The following is a 17,879-nucleotide window of genomic DNA, read 5'->3' as shown; positions in this document are numbered from 1 at the left end:
GGCGGGTTTAGGGTTGCATACCGAACTGGGACATAAGTTTGATAAAAGTGTCTTGCCCATCGAGGCAAGTCTCCCGTAGGTAGCCTTTTTCGTTTTCCCACTGCGAAAGGCCACGATAGTAAAACAGTTTCTTTGAGTCCTCGATAATGAACGGGACAATTTCGTGACGTAGGCATTCTTTCAGGGCAATGAGACGACCCACCCGTCCGTTCCCATCCTGGAAAGGGTGTATCAGCTCAAACTGGTAGTGAAACTCTACTATGTCATCGAATTCGACCCTGTTTAGGGACTCGTAACGTGACAGTAACTGTTTCATTTGGCTGGCGACATCTTGCGGTTTGGCAGTCTCACGCCCGCCCACCATATTGGGGCGTCTTTTGTAGTCCCCAACGGCGAACCATTCCAAGGAGGATTCCGTGGTGCCCTGTTTCAGTATGCGATGCAGCTCCTTAATGATTTCTTCGTTCAAGGGTTGTTCTGCCCGGTCAATGACAAAGTCGATGCCGCGAAAATGGTTGGCCGTCTCAATGATGTCGTCCACCGGGAGTCCTGAATCGGCACCAAACGTGTTTGTCTCAAAAATGAGTCGGGTCTGGTCCTCACTGAGTTGGCTACCCTCAATATGATTTGAGTTATAGGTCAGGCGGACTTGCAGCTCATGGTACAGCCCCCCAGACAGGCGGACGTTTTTCTCATCGCGCAAGGTTTGCAGCAGCACATTGTCCGTGCGACTTTGACACAAATCCTCCGGGTTGCACTCCAAGAACACCGCGATTCTGGCCAACACGTGTCCGGCAATCGGTTCGCCTCGCCCAATTTTCGCTATCGTTCGGGAAGAAATGCCCAGCTCGTGAGCCAGCCCAGTCTTGGTGAGGCCCTTTGCGTTGAGCCTGCGCATCAGGCCGTCGTAAGCAATCATCAGCACGCACCCCCTCTACCTTTACTTATTATCGTCATTTTCCCCAATAAGTAAAGGTAAATTTAGCGCAAGTAAAGGTTACCCGCCACGACCACACTTGTGCGACAGTCCCCGCAGATCCCCGAACCACGCCCCCTTGAGCTATAGAAATCAAAATGGGAAAATGCCACCTGTGAAGGAATTAGCCAATCAGCATAGTAAAGTGTCGCGGTTCACGACGCTTGCAATTATTGTCGTTCTCGGTATTGCCACGTCGGCTGTTCTCTTTAAGGTTTTGGGAGAGCCGGTCATCCCTCGGTGGTGGGCGGTCTTGTCTTTCGTAGTACTGATTGTGGCGAGCGTTCTGGCAGGGAAACAAACCGTGAATGTAAACCGACCATGGGTTTACGTAGTTGACGTGTTGCTGGCCGTGCTTCTCGGAATCGCATTTTTGACATCTCAGGAAAACGAGCCTCTTTCCGGCTTTGCCGCGTTTGCGTGGAATATTTTGAGCCTGCTCGTCATCGCTTCCTGTGCCGCACACTACCTCGACAAACGCCACCCGAAAGCTTCAAAAGAATCCGCGGCTTCCCCCGATCCCGAGACGCCTAGCGAAAACTAGCACCCCCAGGGGACTGGCTTTCAGGGCGCACCGGGTGGCTCGCGCTTAGTTGCCCGATTCGTAACCGAGGTAGCCCACGATTCCGAAATCGTCTCCCGAAGAAGTGGCATAAATCCGATGCTGATATTCGATGAAATAAGGGATATCTTTGTATTTCTGGCTCCACAGTTTCACAAATTTTCCGTCCTTCCAGGCAAAGGATTTGAGCTTTACCCCCCCATTTTCCTCTTCGTCATCGTAAGTCTCAACGATAAAACCGCTGTCGGCGCGGTAGATGTCTTGGGCATCTCTCAGACCTCCCATCGGCACGGTTTCGCCGGTATTGGTATCAAGCAACAGTCCACTATGATCCTCCGGGGCTCCGCCACCACCGCAGGGGAAGTCCCACCCCCAAATGAACTGTTTATCCGCTCCTAAGGCACAGCCGATTCCGGCATCCTCATTGGTCCACAGTTCCTGACCGGTCGCAGGATCGAGGCGCGTGGACTCTTCCAACTCGTCGTAGTTTGCAAACTCATGGGAAACCACCAGCACTACTCGTTCATCGTCTGCAAATGAGAAAAATGCGTTGTCATAAGTCTGGGAAAGCGGCTGGCCCTGTGCGTCAACTACGACAGCATGACCCATAGGGGTGTCCCCACCTGTTTTTGTGGAGTATTCCGCGGCAAAGTTGCCTTTTGCTAACGGCGTGAATGAATAGGAATCTTCCTCCAAGTCCTCAATCGAATCGATGAAAGTTTGTGCAAATGGAGGCTGCGAACCGTCTTGCAGGTTAAACAGCTGCCCCCAGTCGTCGCTCTCCCATATCATTCTGAGCCACCCGGAGTCATATTCCCGAACACCGTACCCACAGTCCTCCACCGGCTGGCTCCACAGTTTCTTGTCGGCGCTGGCCACCCCGTCGTAACGGGTAAGCTCGTTGTTCTCGCAGGTCACGAGACTGCCATCCTTGAGTAACTCCATGAAAGAATTGACTTCATCGGAATTCAGTTCTTTACTGGTAACAACTTTGCCGTCCTTGGCAGAAATCACGGCATAGCGGGTTGTTGTCTCGGAAGAGCAGCTCATCAGTGCCAAGTTGGAGCTCGATTCATCCCGGTCGACGAACCAAGGACTGTATGCCGGGTCACAATTCAGTTCCTCTATCACGTCACTACTGCGCCAGATCTCTTGTTGGGACTTGAGACTGAAAGCCCAAACCTCATCTCCGTCCGTAGCCAGCAGTGTGTCCCCCACAAAGGCGTAATCTTTGCCGGGGTCATTGCCCATGTCTATGAGTTGCGGTTCTTTCTCGGATTGGGTCAGCCCGGAAATAACATTGTCTGGAGACGCGCTCGCAGATCCACCCGCTGCCTTGGATCCACCGGGCAAGGAAAGAAACCCCGTAAACAACAGGATAAAAAGGACCACCGCCAACACCAGAACCAGCGAGACAGCCAAAATACCAATTACCAGCCCTCGGCGCGACTTAGTCACCGGGACAGCTGCCAGCTGCCCATTCGCAGCCACGTACCCCGAAGGTGCCTGATAGGCCGACCCATTTGGCGCCGCCGGTTGGTTCTGAGGCATCGCCGGCTGGTTTGAGAAAGCGGAAGACGCCGGCCCAGATACCTGTGGCGGGACTCCGTTGGGGGTCTGCGGCGGTACCCCGTTGGGGATGTCGTTTGGAGGGAAACCGGGATTTTGTGGAGAAGTCATTGCCGTATCTTTCTATTTTTATCTGTTCACAACTGTGACGATTCACCCTCGAGGGGATTTGAAAGCCCAAAAAGCCAGCGAGCCCTGCGTGTTCCTCAGAGAATCACACAGCTACAATAAAACATTTTAATGCATCAACACAGATGATTTCGGGACTACCACCGCCCATTTCATCTCAAAAGCACCCCGAGCATATCCGGCCAACTCGGTGGACCACCCTTCTCCGTCGCGCCCGTAACAACAAACGCGACAGAACCGCCCTTGTGACAGGGACGCCAGCACCTAGAAAAAACGGTAGCTGGCGTGAAAGCAGTGAGCTAAAATTGGAGCTGGCCCTTCGCCCACCCTTTCTATCGAGGAGATATCTTCCGATGACCAAGTAATCTCTGCTCAGCCCGACTGAGACGCTTCCCGTTAAATTCTTGCGTCCTGGAGATTACTATGCCTGTCATCAACCTCGTTAATATTTCTTTTTCCTATGCAACTGTCCCGGTGCTCAATGATGTCACTTTGCACGTCAGCGACGGTGAGCGCGCCTGCCTGGTCGGACCCAACGGGTGCGGCAAGACTACGCTGCTGCGTATCGCTTCGGGCGATCTACCGGCACAGCGGGGCAAAGTCGAGGGAACCGAATTGGAGCGCTTCGGGGTTCCCAACGTCGAACAGTTTGATGGTAGCGTCAGCGACTACCTTGACGCCGCGTTGCATCCACTTCGAGCCGTAGCCGACCAGTTTGCGGAGGTAACTTCGCGAATCGGCGAGGGCGGCGCACTTGGCGAGTTGGAGCGAAAATATGACCAGCTGCTGGCTCAGATGACGGGTTTTGATATTTGGTCGCTCGACGCTCGGGTGGCCGAAGTATTGGCAGGGCTCGACTTAATGTCTTTCACAAGGTCGGGGCGGAACCGGGAGCTGTCTCTGTTGTCTCCCGGTCAGCGCGGCAGGCTGCAATTAGCGGCGACCCTCATCTTGAAACCGGCAGTGTTGATTTTGGATGAACCTACCAACCACCTCGATGCTCAGGCGCTCAGTTTTCTGACGCAAACGGTCAATAGCTGGGGTGGTCCGGTACTGATGGCCAGCCATGATCGGGCCTTCATCGAGGACACCGCCACAGTGATTTACGATATGGACGTGGAGGTGTTCAATGCTTTGGCAAAGGCCGAAGGGGCGGGCGAAACCGCAGGTCTTTACCGTTGCGCGGGGGCTTACTCCGACTATCTGGCTGAAAAAGCCCGTGCCCGCGCCAAATACGTGGAACTACACGCTGCCCAGCAAGCCGAAGCGCGTAAGGTGCAAAGACATCGGCAGGCGGCGGGAAAAATCTCTCGTGGAGGTGTGCGGCTCGCCAGCGCTCAAGGCAAAGCGAAGAAGTTTTTTGCCGACCGTGCCGCCGCGACCGCCACACGTCGGATACGAAACGACGACCAGCGCTTAGACACCTTAGCGACGCGAGAAGTGCGCAAACCTCGTAACTATGAATTGTCCTTCGCGTTTGCCCAGCCTGCCAAGCGCGCCGGGGTGGCGGTATCTGTAAGGCTTGCAAGCGTGGAACAGCGTCTCGCGCCACTCAGTTTCGATGTCGTTTATGGCGAACACCTGCTGGTCACCGGCACCAACGGGTCGGGGAAATCCACACTCTTGAACTGGATAAACTCTGGGCAGCCCCCTGCTGACGCCTCGGCAAGCGGAACCATCACACGCGACAAATCGGTTAGCTTGGTGCCCCAACATTTACCGAGAGTCCGTGATTTTGGATTCACCACCGAAGTCTGGAGAGGGGGAATTGGCGAAGCCGGGAAAGGAATCTTGCACCCCGCAATGTGGGCAACCCCTATCCCCGAACTGTCTGCAGGCAACCAGCGCCGCGCACAAATCGCCCTAGCCTTGGCCTCAGCCCCTGCCATCCTCCTCATCGATGAGCCGACCAATTTCCTCGACCTCGACAGTATGCAGGCCTTGGAAGATGCGCTGAGTAGGTGGAAAGGAACATTGATTATCGCCAGTCACGACCGCTGGCTCATCGACCATTGGCGCGGCTCATTACTAACAACCAGATAGTTTCTTCCACTTCCTGATTTTGGTGCGAAACGTAGTAAACGGCGCGACTGTGTTGATATGTATCCACTTCCACACCGGCCACGCCGACGGGGTAGAGGACGCCCACGCCCGCTTCCCTGACTCGAACAACTCCGCTTCGCTCAGACCGTTAACCAGTTGAACTACTTCACCCAGCAGGACTCCAAATCGATCAATCAGATCATCAACGGCGATAGTTCCCCAAGTCTGATAAAACGACTCATACAGACCTCCCAGCTGATTCCATTTAAATCCCGGCGCTGGAGTTACCACCGTAGCGCCAGCCTGTTCCTCACGCTCCCAGCTCAGCAACAGTTCCATCCAACCGAGCTGATAAGCAATCATCTGACGGGGCGTGCGATCCACCCCATCAACCAGCTGATCCCAACCTTCCTCTGGTACTTCAGCAAACTCACGGATAAATAAACCACCGCGCTTAGCAATCTCAGCCGCCAACGCAGCACCCGACTCGTAGGTCCTCACCACACCCCCTCTCACAGAGCAGCCTAGCTCACAATCTATCAAGGTATTCTAACTCGAACACCAGTGTGACCAGGAGTAACACGAGTTCTAACCCGGTTTCAAGGAAACAGTATACACATTAGTTGATAATGATTATCGTTTTCATTTATAGTAGCCCTTATGAAACTAATGAAGATTGTTGCAATTGCGTCAGTAATGACTGTGGCCCTGGCTGGCTGCGGAACCCAATCCGACGATTACGACCCTAAAGGTCAAAAACACGACGACCACGGCGTGAGTTCCACAGGAACAGAAACCTCGGAAGCAATGCCACGCGTTATCGTGGCAACTGAGAGCGGGGTAAGCATCTTTGATGAGAACCTTAAGAAAGTTACGGATTTTGAGCTCACCTCACGCCCATCGTTGACAACGGCACATGACGGCCGTCACGTAGTGGCTAACCGTCAACACGACAACGAATCATCCATCATCGATGCGGGTGCATGGAAGCAGGAGCACGGCGATCACTTCCACTTCTATACTGGAAAGCCAGCACTGCTGAAAGAGGTTGTTAAGGGTAATAAGCCTGTTCACGTGGTGCCGAATCCGAAAGCCGGGGCGACCGGGATTTTCGCTGATGATGATGGCGCCGCTTCCCTGGTCACCACCAAGAATTTAGAGACAGGGCAGCTTGATGGTCTCACTCGTGTCAAAGCCAACTTGCCGCATCACGGCGTAGTGGTTCCCATGCCTGAAGGTCACTACCTCGTGAGCGCCACAGCACAGGAAGGCACCGCATTGCCCGACACTATTGAACTGCGCCACGGAGAGACTGAAGTGGAGAAAACCTTCACCTGTATGCGCATGCACGGCGAAGTTGCTCGCGGCACCAACGCCGCCTTCGGTTGCGCTGACTCTGTACTAGTTATCAAGAACGGCGAGGGTGTCAACATTCCTACTCCTGACCTTGGCGAGGATCGCGTGGGTACTTTTGTAGCTAATGCGGACTTTTCTACATTGGTCGGTAAAGCTGGCGATAAGCTCGTCTTCGTTGGTGACAATACCACCAAGACTGTCGGGGTGGACGAGGGCGTGAATATCTCGAATCTCGCTATCACACCTGACGGTCATGTGATTACACTCGGAACCAACGGCAAGCTCTATGTCTTTGATGAGACCGGCAGCCTTGAACACACCATGCAGGTGACCGGTGAATGGGAAAAGCCCAGCGGTCACGGCGGCATTGCCCCCGGAGTTGCTGCTGGCAACTACGCCAACGCTAACACTGTGTGGGTCTCTGACCCTCTCGCTGGAAAAGTGCACATGATTGACCTCTCTACGATGACCGAGACTGCCACTGCGGAGGTTGCGGGTCAGCCGACATCACTGGCGGTCACGAATGTGAGCTAGCCACTCGTTGCTCGCTATGCATGTTTCCCTAACGAACAGTGTGCCCCCTCTAGACAGTTGAGGGGGCACACTTTCACGTCCAGTCCAAGGGGTAGCCATTTTTTGGGTAGCCCCGGATCGAGACTATATGGGTGTAGATGCGCGCAGGGGTCAATGCTACCGAGTTCATGCCCTCACGATGAACTTGTCGGGATTCCCGACAGGTTGTAGCCTCCTCCAGTTCACCCTCGGCATAGATATGGCTTAATTAAACAAAATTGGGCTTAAGTAACATTGTGTCTATATTTCGGGTTTTTTCCAGGTACTACAGCAAAAGGTCGGTGCTGGTAGGTTTTTTGTTTTGTGGAGCGGGCGACGGAGGTTTTTTAGGGCGTTCCGGCTAAAACGGCACACCAGTGCCGTTTTTTAACGCCTCCACCGTTTTACTCAGCGACTCATGCGACTGCGTCGCTGCCGCTTAACCTTCATCGGATGTGCCTCTAGATCGGGCCGGACGGCGGCTTCCTGGATGGAGGGATCGCCTTGTTCGTACTGAATTTCATTAACGGTGGTGTGATCGGCGGCTTTGTCTTGACCTTGCAGTAAATCGTGTCGGTATGGCGGCTAGTCGTTGCTTAGAGCAAAACGAAGAAGGGGGAAAATTTTGAGTATTTTCTCAAGAATTTCTTCCGCTTGCTATCTGGCAATAGATTCGTTGACGAATAGTGCTATAATTAAATACTAGACATATAAAGGAGGTTTCTGCAATGCCAAAAAGCTATGCCGACTTGATGAATGATATATCAGCGGATGAATTGTATGAACGATTGCTGGCTTATGGGTTATTTGCCGATAAACTTCCTCCTATTTTGAGCTCTGTCGATTTCTATCATTATTGCCACAATGAAAACCCATCATTTTCTGATAAGTGGAAACAGTATATCTATTATGAGAGTGTGCGCAACATCAATGTTCCTCGACCATTGGGTATCCCTAACCCCATGGCTTATCAAAAGCTATGCCGTTGCCTTTCAGATAACTGGGATAATCTAAAACTGCACTTTAAGCAACAAACAGCAAGTCAAGATTATAAGATTAGTCGTATTCATATCCGCAAGAGAAATAATTCAGGCGCGCTCTTTTCCATGAGTTATTCAAATTGGAAAACGGATGGTACGCCAGAGCCGGATTTGCTTATTGGGAAAAGGTATGTTGTAAAAGCCGATATTTCAACCTGCTTTCCAAGTATCTATACGCATTCTATTCCTTGGGCATTGGCTGGGAAAGCTACTGCTAAGAAAAAAAGTAGAAAAAAAAGAAATGGTATAATCAAATCGACCACTATACACAGAATTGCAAGAATGGTGAAACACACGGCCTTTTGATTGGTCCTCATGCATCAAATCTCTTATCAGAGCTTATTCTTACAGTTGTTGATAAGAATCTATATGACAAGGACTGGCGTTACATACGAAATATCGATGACTACACATGCTATGTTGAGAGCATGGAAGATGGGCAAAAATTCTTACTTGAATTAGGCAGTGAGCTTCGCCAATTCGATCTAACACTCAACTTCAAAAAAACAGAAATACAGGAGTTACCCGTAGCATCCGTAGAACAATGGGTTCGGAAAATAAATTTTGCATCCATAATACAACGTAATGGAAAACTTGATTTTATTGGTGCCCGCGCATATTTAGATTTGTCAATCGATTTAATGCGAAAAAATAAGGGTAATTCTGCCATATTGAATTACGCTATAAAAGTGTTATCAGGACAGGAACTTACTCCTAATGCAAGAGATTACTGCATAAAAACAATCTTCCATCTTAGTTTATTGTATCCGTATCTAATTCCGCTTCTTGAACGGAATGTATTTGAGCCATTGTCTGTTGAAGGCAAGCAAATTGCTTCATTCTCACAAAAGGTATTTCAGCTCGGATATAATACCCAGAATTACGAGGCAATTTGTTTTTCAATTTATTTTTCGCTAAAATATAATTTTAAGATAAAAGGTATAACCGCAGATGCAGCAATTTCAAGCGATTCCTGTCTGTTTAAGCTTTTTGCTTTTTTGTACTACACCGCTCATAAAGACAGCAAAGCAAAGAATAAACTCAAGGATCACGCTAAAGCTTTAGCCTCGAACGAAGATGATTTTATTCGTAACTGGCTATTTGTATATGAGGCTCTGCCTCAAGACGATTTAGAAGGTGAATGGGAGCCCATGAAAATGGCTGGCGTTTCATTTATCAAAATACCTGCCAGCAATGACGCAACTTAATAAAAACAGGAGTACAGCCAACCGGACGAACCGAAAGGCTGTACTCCCATTTTGTATAACAGAAAGTGTTTGAAATCGATTCTTTTTTCCGTGTGCCAGTAACCAGTCTGGCACATGAGAAATCATAAAGGCACTTTTTGAAACTGCGGATACAAGGGCTTATTCTGCCGTTTTCGCACCCTTATCTGCACCGAACTAGAGCGCTTTGACCTGTGATGTGGACAGGCGATTTCGCACGGCCGGAAGCTCTGCTTGCAGCCGTGTATGCATTTGCGGCAGGTATGGTTTTACTGCCGCCTTTCGTTGTCACCAAGGAAGAACGCCCATTCCAGCCTCCATTTCTTGCTCCGGCTCATAGACAAACCTGCTCCGGCACATCACGGCCGAGCTTCTTGCTCTCCGAGGCCTTATGCCCGGTGCACTCCCGTTTGGCATTTTCCAACCGCTCCCGGATGGAAAGCGTCTCCGGCTTCGTCCGCTCCGTGTGCTCCTGCGCCTTCTCCGATTCCTCGCCGCGTCTGCCATTGTTGATGATGCCGTCAATCATGCCGTAGTCATCCTCCAACGTCATTTCCGCTGTGCGGAGGGGATTGTCCTGCTCCGGCTGCTGTGCGCGCACAGCAAAGGCTCGTGTGCCGTTGCCCATGATGAGGTATTTCCCATCGTCAGACTGATGGTGAATCCCATATCCCGCCGCCTGCATCTGTTCCCGCGTCATATTGGTCACACAAAAGCTGCCTCTGGGTGTACAGATTCGCTCCTGCGTCGCCATCTGATACGGCGTGGGAATCGTGACCTCTGCCGCCTGTTCCGGCTGCAAAAACTCCGGCACCTGAGAAAAGTCAAAGCGGTCACAGTAATGGGCGGTGTCCTTCCCGTCCTGATGCAGCACCACAATATCGGACACAGACAGAGAGTGCCCCTTGAAGTCAGCCGGGTGGTCGATGTTAAAGCGGGTATAGATGCTTTCCAGATCATCCTTTTCCGTCAGCGGAGCGGTGTAGACCAGTTCATAGTTCTTCGGCTTCACAGAAAGGCCGTTGTTTCGGATAGCATCCAGCGGTTCAAAGCGGTAAGCCCGTGTGGCGTCCCCCGGTTTCAGTTGGTAGATGGAAAAGGTATCGCCCCGCGGCTGCTCCTGTACCGCCTATGCCCGCTCCGCAATGTCGGCGGGCGTCTGCACATAGGCGGTCGCCTCCGCCATGTACTCGCGTTCTGCCTTTTCCGCAGAGGCCAGCATCTCTCAATGCGGGACTTGTCCGGGTTCTCCAACACTGCCTTGATTTCGGCGGGATCAAAGTCCAAAAATTCCTCATAGCCCGTGGCATCCTTGAATTTTTCAATCTCCGAAGGAAGATAGTCCTCCTGCGTTTGCCCTAGCGCCGCCAGCTTTTCGTCCAGAACGGAAATGCACCCTGCCATCAGATTTTCGTGGATTTCCCCCTTGGCTGCCTGTTTCTCCGGATGTTCTGCCGCATACTGCGAATCACGCTGCCGGAAAAAACTCGTCCTTGTCAAAGGCAATATCCATGGCCCAGAGCGGGCGACGGAGGATTTTTAAGGCGTTCCGGCTAAAACGGCACACCAGTGCCGTTTTTTAACGCCTCCACCGTTTTACTCAGCGGCTCACGCGACTACGTCGCTGCCGCTGAGCGAACCTGTTCGATTCCCGTCGCAGTCCGCTAAATGTTGAAGATGCCGAGCAAATGCTCGGCATCTTCAACAGAGCGGGCGACGGGAATCGAACCCGCCTTTACAGCTTGGGAAGCTGTCGTTCTACCGATGAACTACGCCCGCGGTTCAAACTACAACAGTATGCCACATTCTAGCAGCAACAGCCAGATTCACAGAGACAGGGCCTTTTCTTGAGTCATAAAACTAAACCTTGCTAAACATTACGTTAAAATTGGCCTATGCTTGCCACGCTTACAGGACTGGGACTCTCAGCAGCCGCGGGATTGAACGCTTACATCCCTTTCCTCATCGTCGCTCTAGTCGCACGTTTCACCGACTTCGTCACCCTACCCGCCGAGCTCTCGTGGATTGCCTCCCCTTGGGCTATCGCCATCGCAGCCATCCTCTGCTTCACGGATTTTTTCATTGACAAAGTTCCCGCACTGGACAGCGTCAATGATGCCATCAGCACCGTGATTCGCCCCGCCACCGGCGGCCTAATATTCGCAGCCTCCACCGCTGCTGAGGACTTTGAAGAACACTCCGCCCTTATGGCGCAAAATCCCTGGATAGGCATAGTCTTGGGCGTAGTCGTAGCGCTGACCGTTCACAGCGGCAAAACGGTCAGCCGCCCCGTCCTTAACACCACCACCGGCGGTCTGGCCGCCCCCGTAGCGTCCGGCGCAGAAGAAGGCTTTTCCTTGGTAATGTCCTTGACAGCTATCTTCGTCCCCATACTGGTTATCTTTTTCCTGATAATTATCATCATCGGACTCATATTCATCGCCCACAAGACCCGAAAATTCCTCGCCAAACGCCGCCAGAGGAAGGGAAACACCGCAAATCAGCCCGCCGGGAATTTGCCGGAAATCCCCACACAACTGTAACGATCGTTCAAAAATCTGCCGCTGTCCTAGGACTGCATAAAATCAGGGATTTCCCCGGGATATTCCTCCCAGTACGCCTCCGCCTCGCTCGCCAAAACATCCGACTCACCCCGGCTGGCATCATCGGCGATTCCCACCGTGTGGAACCCGGCCGCGTTGGCCACCCGGACCGCATAAACCGCGTCCTCAAATACCCAAGCGTCATCCGGCACGCTGCCCATCGCCCCCGCCGCCTGCAAGAACATAGTCGGCTCGCGCTTGTGCATTCCCGTCTCCGAAGAGGCGAAATACTGCGTAAACATCTCCTCAATCCCCAGACGCCGGAAAGCTGGGCGGATCAGACCCTCGGATCCGGAACTCACCACCGTCATCGGCACCCCCGCTTCGGCCAGTGCCTCTAGGAAACCCCTGGCTCCGGGCTTGAGCTGCACCTCCTCGAGATAGCCGGTATAGACCGCATCTTTGATACCGTTCACGACCTCACTGACCGTTACGCCCAACCCGAAGCGCTGGTGTACCAGGCGCGCCGACTCGGGCAACGTCATCTCAAAAAATTGCGCGCCCAAATCCTTATCAACCTCTATCCCCAAGGTCGTCAAGTATTTTCCGGCTGCCTCCCGCCACAGCGGCATGGTATCGAGTAGCGTTCCGTCACAATCGAAAATCGCGCCTTTAATCATGCCCTCAGGATACCTTCCCAACTTCCCTCCCGGCGCGCATCCTTTCCGGCCTGCACCACTAAACCGTGAAATACCGCCAGTTCCTCCACGGTAAATCCCTCCGCCCGCCACGCCGCAACGCAGGCCTGACGCGCTTGGCGATAGGTCCGAAACTCGCCCAAACCAGCTGCCGCCAGCAATCGGCGCGCATAGGCATCGAAAATAAAAACCGGGCGGTCATAGGCATAAAGTAGGATGTCATCGGCCGTTTCCTCACCCACTCCCGGGACTTGCAAAAGGGAGTTGCGCAGCGTTGGGGTGTCAATCTCACCAGCCCGGGCATCAGTTTTTATGTACCATTCGGTCAAGTTTTTCAGGTATCTCGCTTTCGCGCGCATGAAGCCGCTGGGTCGAATGAGGGTCTCGAGTTCGCACGATTCCACCCCCGCCAGCCGCAAGGGGTCAAGCAGTCCTTCCTTCCGCAGGTTCTCTAGGGACTTTTCCACGCTGGTCCAGGTCGTGTTTTGGGTCAGCACGCTGCCCACCAGGATCTCAAACTTCGTTTGCGCCGGCCACCACTTTCCCGCATCCCTCACATTGCGTTGCAAAATCTCGAACAGCTCGCGAAAACCTGAGACCCGCCCTACCACGCTTGTCATGAAGAACCGCCCGGAAAGACTATTGACCCGAAATCTGCAAGTCTCGTGACGAGACCATCAGCAGTCTGCCGCTAGTGAAAGAAACGGTGGCGCACTGTGCGGTGATTTCGTTGGAAACCCCGCGCGTTGAGCCGCGAACCAGGGTAAAGTCCTCGACCAGGTAGCGCGTCCCCGTCAGGGTGAGGCCGCGAACATCGCCGTCAAAAGGAATCAAGCCGAAATAGTGGTAGTCGTTGCGGGGCACCATATGGGTTCCCGGCCCTACCAGGGACACCATGTTGTAGCCGTCTATCCAGCGCAGCCGGGCGGGAGTGTGGGCGAATTTCGCCAAAATACCGAGGTTTCCCAAAGTATGGTCCAAGCGTCCCCCCAAACCGCCAATGACATCAATGTGCCGGTAACCGCGAGAATACGCCAAATCGACCGCCGCTTCAGAATCCGTAATTTCCTTGGCCGCGGGGAGAACTATCACTTCCGCGCCATCGCGGGGAACAGCGACGCTGGGAGGGTCGACGGGTACTGCCGCCAAAGCCTCGGGGGAGCGAGCGCGCCCGTCCGCGAACTCAGCCTGACCTGTCGGACGCGGCGAAGAATCAAAGTCGCCGATATAGACGTCGGGGACAATCCCCAAAGTTCGCGCCACGTCTTGACCCGAATCGCCACAAATTACCAACTCGTAGACCGAAAAATCCCAGTCGTCAGCGCACAGCGCACGCAGACCTTGCACCCCTCCGACCACCACCAGGCAGCGCGAATCAGCCGACACAGCGCCACCTTTAGCCGAATCGTCGCGGTTTTCGCACATCTTGGTCATGGAGTCATTCTAATCTGGCCCCCGCGAAGCCCGGAAAACATGACAGATGTCATCTAATTTTTGTGATTGCGCACACTACCGGCCCAAACGCCGGGGAGCAAGACTTAGATACATGAACACAACCACTACGGCTGCCCTGCAGCTCACTCATCTGCATAAGCACTTCGGGAAAGTCCACGCAGTGGATGGCATCGAACTTAATGTACCGACTGGTACAGTTATGGCTCTACTAGGGCCAAACGGGGCGGGGAAAACCACCACTCTGGATATGGTTCTGGGGCTCGGCGCACCGACCTCCGGACAGGTGCGGGTTTTGGGCGAAAGCCCGAAAACCGCGATTTCCCGCGGTCAGATTGCTGCCGTCCTGCAAACGGGTGGCCTACTCAAAGACATGTATGTCTCCGAAGTCGTCCGCTGGATTGCCGCAGCTTACGGCCGGGATGTTGATACCCCGGAAAACCGGGAGCGGGTGATACGCGCGGCAAACCTAGAGCCGATTCGCAAACGTAAGATTGGGAAATGCTCCGGCGGGGAACAGCAGCGGATTAAATTCGCGCTAGCTCTGTTACCAAACCCGGATTTATTGATACTCGACGAACCGACCGCGGGAATGGACGCCAACGCGCGCCGCGACTTTTGGGAAGTGATGCACGGTCAGGCGCAAAACGGCAAGACCATCATCTTTGCCACCCACTACCTGCAGGAGGCCTCGGACTATGCTGATCGCATCGTGGTGATGAATCACGGAAAAATCATCGCGGATGCCAGTCCGGCAGAAATTACTGCCCAGCGAACGCGCAACGTGTCTTTCCAGGTTGACCCCTCGCACCTCAACGCGCTTGCCGCTCAGATACAGGAACACTGGCCCCAAGAATCTGTGGAAATCAAAGACGACAGAATGTACCTTTTGGTACAGAAATCGGATGATTTCGCACGTTTCATTCTTTCTCAACCCGGTGTGAGCCACTTGGAAATCGTCCCTCCCTCTATGGAGGACACTTTCTTTACCCTGACCAGCAACTAAGGAAACCTCATCATGAACACGAAAATATTTGCTCTGGATTTAAAGCGAATCCTGCGCTCACCCGAAGTACCCATGTTCGTCATCGGACTTCCGGCAGTGATTTACCTGATTTTTGGAGTCGCCGCGACCTATGCCAAGGAAATGGTCGCCGACACGACTGCCAATTGGGCCTGGGTCATTATGGTCAATATCGCCGCCTACGGAGCCATTATCTCCACCGCCAGTTTTGCCGCTGGCACCTCCGTGGAAAAGATCCAAGGCTGGGGACGCCAAATCGCACTGACTCCCCTGAGTAACGGGAGGTACCTGGGTACCAAAATCGCCTTGGGAGCGCTGCTGGCGGCTTTGCCCGTGGCGGTCATCTTCCTGTTGGGTGGTCTCACTCAAGCCAAAGCGGAGCCCTCTGCTTGGGTTATCTCTGTCTTGGTGATTCTGGGTGGGTCGCTCACTTTCACCCTCTACGGTCTGGCTTTCGGGCTGCTGCTGCATTCTGATACGGCCGTCTCTATCGCCTCGGGTCTGACCACCCTATTTGGTTTCGGCGCGAATCTGTTTATGCCCCTGGGCGGATGGCTGCTGGATTTCGCGAAATTCATGCCAGGCTACGGTTACGGAATCCTCGCAAGATACGCCGCCACTAACGGAAATCAGATTACGATGGACGGAAAGCTATACACCGAAAACCTAGGAATTGGCATCGTGAACTTTGTAGTGTGGATCTTGATTTTTGCTCTCCTGGCAATATGGGGCTATAAACGTTCACGGAGGCGCGTATGAGCACGCAATCCACCTCCGACTTCACGGCGAAAGACCACGGTTTCAGCATGCCGCCCTCAAAGTCCTACGTTATCGTAAGCATCATCATGAGCCACGTGTGGCTGGGGTTTCTGTACTTTCCGATTAGTCAGGCACTGACCTTACCCCTGGGGCAAAAGATAATTTCCCTGATATTGACCACCGCATTCGCTCTGGCTTACGTAGCTGCTTTTTCACTCTCGTGGCGCAAACCAATCATGGGAGAGCGTAACTTCCGCTACTTCGACGGTCGGCACCGCCTACGCAAGAGCGACGCCGTAGCCTTTGCGGTACTTGTGCTGACTACATTGCTACAGGTGGCAGTGTTAGGACCGCTGAACTCCTTGGCTTTCCTGCCGTTTATCGCTGCTGCCGCGCCTTTCACCCTGCCACAAACGGTTGGCTATATTGCCGGAGCCTTGACGGTTTTAACCTCCTTCCTCATTCCCAGTTTTGTACCGAATGGTCAAGAATACTTTGGCCTCGCCATCACCACCTCAGCCGTGTTTATGTTCGTGGCGGGAATAACTTTCTTTATCGGTTCCAGTATTGAAAGCCAGCGCCAAGCTGGGACACGAGCGATTTTGGAAGAACGCGAACGTGTAGCCAGGGACGTACACGATGTCCTGGGTCACACCCTTACGGTCATTGCCCTCAAGTCCGAACTGGCCGGAAAACTGCTGGAACGCGACCCTGGGCGTGCCCACGCGGAACTGCGCGAGATTACCCACTTGGCGCGGGAATCAATCGAGGAGGTTAGACAAACTGTGGCGGGGCTCAAAGTACAGAGTATGTCAGAAGAAATCGCCGCCGCGTCTCAAGCATTGGAGAGTGCCAGTATAGACTTGCAGCGGGAGGGCAGCGCCTGGAAAGACCTCGACTCCATCCCCGCCGTGAACCAAGCAGTTTTCGCTTGGGTGATTAGGGAGGCCACCACCAACATCATTCGTCACTCGGCGGCTCGCCGAGCCACTATCAAGTTAGACCGGAGCAGCCTGACTATCACCGATAATGGAGTGGGGATTCCCCCCGATGCTGCCGGACACGGCCTGGAGGGACTCAAGGCTCGCGTGGAACAGGTCGGGGGAACCCTCAGTATAGTAGGGAAACGTGGGGTCGCAAGCGCCGCAAGCACCACGGGCACCGCAAGCGCCGCTAACGAACGGCAAAACGCCCTTGAGACCAGCACCGTAGTGGAGGTAAAGCTGTGATTAGCGTGGTACTGGCCGATGATCAAGCGCTAGTGCGCGGAGCGATTGCGGCACTGCTGGAACTCGAAGGCGACATTGAGGTAGTCGCCCAGGCCAGCAATGGTCGCGAGCTCCTCGATGCCGTCCAAACCCACCACCCCCAGGTTGCGGTGGTGGACATCGAGATGCCCGACCTTGACGGAATCGCCGCCACCAAAGCCATCACCGAGACTGCCGCCGACACCAAGACGCTGATATTGACGACTTTTGGACGTCCCGGATACTTGAAACGCGCCTTGAGCGCCGGTGCCAAAGGCTTTATGGTCAAGGAAACTCCCGCCGAAGAACTCGCCGCCGCAGTACGAACTATTGCCGCCGGAGGCACGGCTGTTGACCAAAAACTGGCCACGGAATCCCTTTTCGAGGGCGATAACCCGCTGACAGAACGCGAGATGGAAGTCCTGAAAATCGCGGAAAAAGGCTTGAAAGTCCAAGAAATCGCGGCTCGAGTGCACCTCTCACCCGGTACGGTACGCAACTACCTCTCTAGTGCGATTAGCAAAACCCACGCGGACACCTCGGCGGGTGCAGCTCGAAAAGCCCGTGAACTCGGATGGCTCTAGACACGCCGCCTGTGCCTCGGAGCACCCAGACTACCTAGGATAGGTAAGGCTTACCTAATCTTATTCTGATAGACTGGGAACATGAATGATGACTGCAATCTTCCACAAAGCGCCCGTGC

Annotated in this window: 16 protein-coding genes, 1 tRNA gene and 2 pseudogenes; 10 read left to right on the top strand and 9 right to left on the bottom strand. The window is 53.5% G+C overall.

All coding sequences use genetic code 11. The features are described 5' to 3' along the window. Positions 1–7: 7 nt before the first annotated feature. On the bottom strand, positions 8–919 hold the full coding sequence (locus tag Q0X47_RS03735; protein WP_297723103.1) for a Fic family protein: 912 nt from the start codon (positions 917–919) through the stop codon (positions 8–10). Between the two features lie 172 nt (positions 920–1,091). On the opposite strand from Q0X47_RS03735, the gene Q0X47_RS03730 reads away from it, so the two are divergent. Further along, entirely contained in the window at positions 1,092–1,520 is a 429-nt protein-coding gene (locus tag Q0X47_RS03730) for a hypothetical protein (protein WP_297723035.1), read from the top strand. 45 nt (positions 1,521–1,565) lie between these two features. On the opposite strand, the gene Q0X47_RS03725 is transcribed toward Q0X47_RS03730, so the two are convergent. After that, complete coding sequence (locus tag Q0X47_RS03725) at positions 1,566–3,089, bottom strand: hypothetical protein (protein WP_297723033.1); 1,524 nt, start codon at positions 3,087–3,089, stop codon at positions 1,566–1,568. A gap of 570 nt (positions 3,090–3,659) precedes the next feature. Here Q0X47_RS03725 and Q0X47_RS03720 point away from each other — a divergent pair. Next, positions 3,660–5,279, top strand: a complete 1,620-nt coding sequence (locus tag Q0X47_RS03720) for an ABC-F family ATP-binding cassette domain-containing protein (RefSeq protein ID WP_297723031.1) — start codon at positions 3,660–3,662, stop codon at positions 5,277–5,279. On the opposite strand, the gene Q0X47_RS03715 is transcribed toward Q0X47_RS03720, so the two are convergent. After that, positions 5,265–5,780 (bottom strand): ClbS/DfsB family four-helix bundle protein, encoded by a 516-nt coding sequence (locus tag Q0X47_RS03715; RefSeq protein WP_279059442.1) that lies wholly within the window; start codon positions 5,778–5,780, stop codon positions 5,265–5,267. The genes Q0X47_RS03720 and Q0X47_RS03715 overlap by 15 nt on opposite strands. 159 nt (positions 5,781–5,939) lie before the next feature. Between Q0X47_RS03715 and Q0X47_RS03710 the strand changes: the two genes are divergently transcribed. From Q0X47_RS03710 to Q0X47_RS03700, 3 genes are all read left to right on the top strand, one after another. Further along, on the top strand, positions 5,940–7,169 hold the full coding sequence (locus Q0X47_RS03710) for a YncE family protein (protein WP_297723028.1): 1,230 nt from the start codon (positions 5,940–5,942) through the stop codon (positions 7,167–7,169). A 746-nt stretch (positions 7,170–7,915) separates the two neighbouring features. Next, entirely contained in the window at positions 7,916–8,533 is a 618-nt protein-coding gene (locus Q0X47_RS03705; protein WP_297723026.1) for a hypothetical protein, read from the top strand. Between the two features lie 122 nt (positions 8,534–8,655). After that, positions 8,656–9,435, top strand: a complete 780-nt coding sequence (locus Q0X47_RS03700) for a hypothetical protein (RefSeq protein WP_297723024.1) — start codon at positions 8,656–8,658, stop codon at positions 9,433–9,435. 122 nt (positions 9,436–9,557) lie between these two features. Here the strand turns inward: Q0X47_RS03700 and Q0X47_RS08670 are convergent. From Q0X47_RS08670 to Q0X47_RS03690, 3 genes and pseudogenes are all read right to left on the bottom strand, one after another. After that, positions 9,558–9,791: pseudogene (locus tag Q0X47_RS08670) on the bottom strand (hypothetical protein). An 83-nt stretch (positions 9,792–9,874) separates the two neighbouring features. After that, positions 9,875–10,558: pseudogene (locus tag Q0X47_RS03695) on the bottom strand (YodL domain-containing protein); the annotation flags it as partial. Positions 10,559–11,161: 603 nt separating this feature from the next. Continuing rightward, positions 11,162–11,232, bottom strand: a tRNA-Gly gene (locus Q0X47_RS03690). Between the two features lie 116 nt (positions 11,233–11,348). On the opposite strand from Q0X47_RS03690, the gene Q0X47_RS03685 reads away from it, so the two are divergent. Beyond that, positions 11,349–11,996, top strand: coding sequence for a DUF4126 domain-containing protein (locus Q0X47_RS03685; protein ID WP_297723022.1), 648 nt, complete (start codon positions 11,349–11,351; stop codon positions 11,994–11,996). 26 nt (positions 11,997–12,022) lie between these two features. On the opposite strand, the gene Q0X47_RS03680 is transcribed toward Q0X47_RS03685, so the two are convergent. From Q0X47_RS03680 to Q0X47_RS03670, 3 genes are read right to left on the bottom strand one after another with little or no spacing between them, the layout of a single operon-like run. Further along, positions 12,023–12,676 (bottom strand): HAD family phosphatase, encoded by a 654-nt coding sequence (locus Q0X47_RS03680; RefSeq protein WP_297723021.1) that lies wholly within the window; start codon positions 12,674–12,676, stop codon positions 12,023–12,025. Continuing rightward, complete coding sequence (locus Q0X47_RS03675) at positions 12,673–13,314, bottom strand: endonuclease III domain-containing protein (protein WP_297723019.1); 642 nt, start codon at positions 13,312–13,314, stop codon at positions 12,673–12,675. The genes Q0X47_RS03680 and Q0X47_RS03675 overlap by 4 nt, the downstream gene beginning before the upstream one ends. A 19-nt stretch (positions 13,315–13,333) precedes the next feature. After that, entirely contained in the window at positions 13,334–14,128 is a 795-nt protein-coding gene (locus tag Q0X47_RS03670; RefSeq protein ID WP_297723017.1) for a thiamine diphosphokinase, read from the bottom strand. A gap of 112 nt (positions 14,129–14,240) precedes the next feature. On the opposite strand from Q0X47_RS03670, the gene Q0X47_RS03665 reads away from it, so the two are divergent. Genes Q0X47_RS03665 through Q0X47_RS03650 form a run of 4 tightly spaced genes read left to right on the top strand, consistent with a single transcriptional unit; the run spans position 14,241 to position 17,760 of the window. Further along, entirely contained in the window at positions 14,241–15,152 is a 912-nt protein-coding gene (locus Q0X47_RS03665) for an ABC transporter ATP-binding protein (protein ID WP_297723015.1), read from the top strand. A 12-nt stretch (positions 15,153–15,164) separates the two neighbouring features. Next, a complete protein-coding gene (locus Q0X47_RS03660) occupies positions 15,165–15,929 on the top strand; it encodes an ABC transporter permease (RefSeq protein ID WP_297723013.1) in 765 nt (254 codons plus the stop codon). Continuing rightward, positions 15,926–17,158 carry a sensor histidine kinase gene (locus Q0X47_RS03655; protein ID WP_297723011.1) on the top strand — a complete coding sequence of 411 codons (1,233 nt, stop codon included), beginning with the start codon at positions 15,926–15,928 and terminating at the stop codon, positions 17,156–17,158. The genes Q0X47_RS03660 and Q0X47_RS03655 overlap by 4 nt, the downstream gene beginning before the upstream one ends. Next, positions 17,155–17,760 carry a response regulator transcription factor gene (locus Q0X47_RS03650; RefSeq protein WP_297723009.1) on the top strand — a complete coding sequence of 202 codons (606 nt, stop codon included), beginning with the start codon at positions 17,155–17,157 and terminating at the stop codon, positions 17,758–17,760. The genes Q0X47_RS03655 and Q0X47_RS03650 overlap by 4 nt, the downstream gene beginning before the upstream one ends. The last annotated feature ends 119 nt before the right edge of the window (positions 17,761–17,879 follow it).

It is taken from the genome of uncultured Mobiluncus sp. (genome assembly GCF_947254095.1).
Lineage (GTDB): Bacteria > Actinomycetota > Actinomycetes > Actinomycetales > Actinomycetaceae > Mobiluncus.
Note: the sequence above shows the minus strand (reverse complement) of the source record. Positions and strands in the feature narration are given on the sequence as shown.

Bases quoted from the DNA above. Each gene is read 5' to 3' on its own strand.
- Q0X47_RS03735 (WP_297723103.1), bottom strand. From the start codon at position 919: ATGATTGCTTACGACGGCCTGATGCGCAGGCTCAACGCAAAGGGCCTC.
- Q0X47_RS03725 (WP_297723033.1), bottom strand. From the start codon at position 3,089: ATGCCTCAGAACCAACCGGCGGCGCCAAATGGGTCGGCCTATCAGGCA.
- Q0X47_RS03720 (WP_297723031.1), top strand. From the start codon at position 3,660: ATGCCTGTCATCAACCTCGTTAATATTTCTTTTTCCTATGCAACTGTC.
- Q0X47_RS03710 (WP_297723028.1), top strand. From the start codon at position 5,940: ATGAAACTAATGAAGATTGTTGCAATTGCGTCAGTAATGACTGTGGCC.
- Q0X47_RS03705 (WP_297723026.1), top strand. From the start codon at position 7,916: ATGCCAAAAAGCTATGCCGACTTGATGAATGATATATCAGCGGATGAA.
- Q0X47_RS03700 (WP_297723024.1), top strand. From the start codon at position 8,656: ATGGAAGATGGGCAAAAATTCTTACTTGAATTAGGCAGTGAGCTTCGC.
- Q0X47_RS03685 (WP_297723022.1), top strand. From the start codon at position 11,349: ATGCTTGCCACGCTTACAGGACTGGGACTCTCAGCAGCCGCGGGATTG.
- Q0X47_RS03680 (WP_297723021.1), bottom strand. From the start codon at position 12,676: ATGATTAAAGGCGCGATTTTCGATTGTGACGGAACGCTACTCGATACC.
- Q0X47_RS03675 (WP_297723019.1), bottom strand. From the start codon at position 13,314: ATGACAAGCGTGGTAGGGCGGGTCTCAGGTTTTCGCGAGCTGTTCGAG.
- Q0X47_RS03670 (WP_297723017.1), bottom strand. From the start codon at position 14,128: ATGACCAAGATGTGCGAAAACCGCGACGATTCGGCTAAAGGTGGCGCT.
- Q0X47_RS03665 (WP_297723015.1), top strand. From the start codon at position 14,241: ATGAACACAACCACTACGGCTGCCCTGCAGCTCACTCATCTGCATAAG.
- Q0X47_RS03660 (WP_297723013.1), top strand. From the start codon at position 15,165: ATGAACACGAAAATATTTGCTCTGGATTTAAAGCGAATCCTGCGCTCA.
- Q0X47_RS03655 (WP_297723011.1), top strand. From the start codon at position 15,926: ATGAGCACGCAATCCACCTCCGACTTCACGGCGAAAGACCACGGTTTC.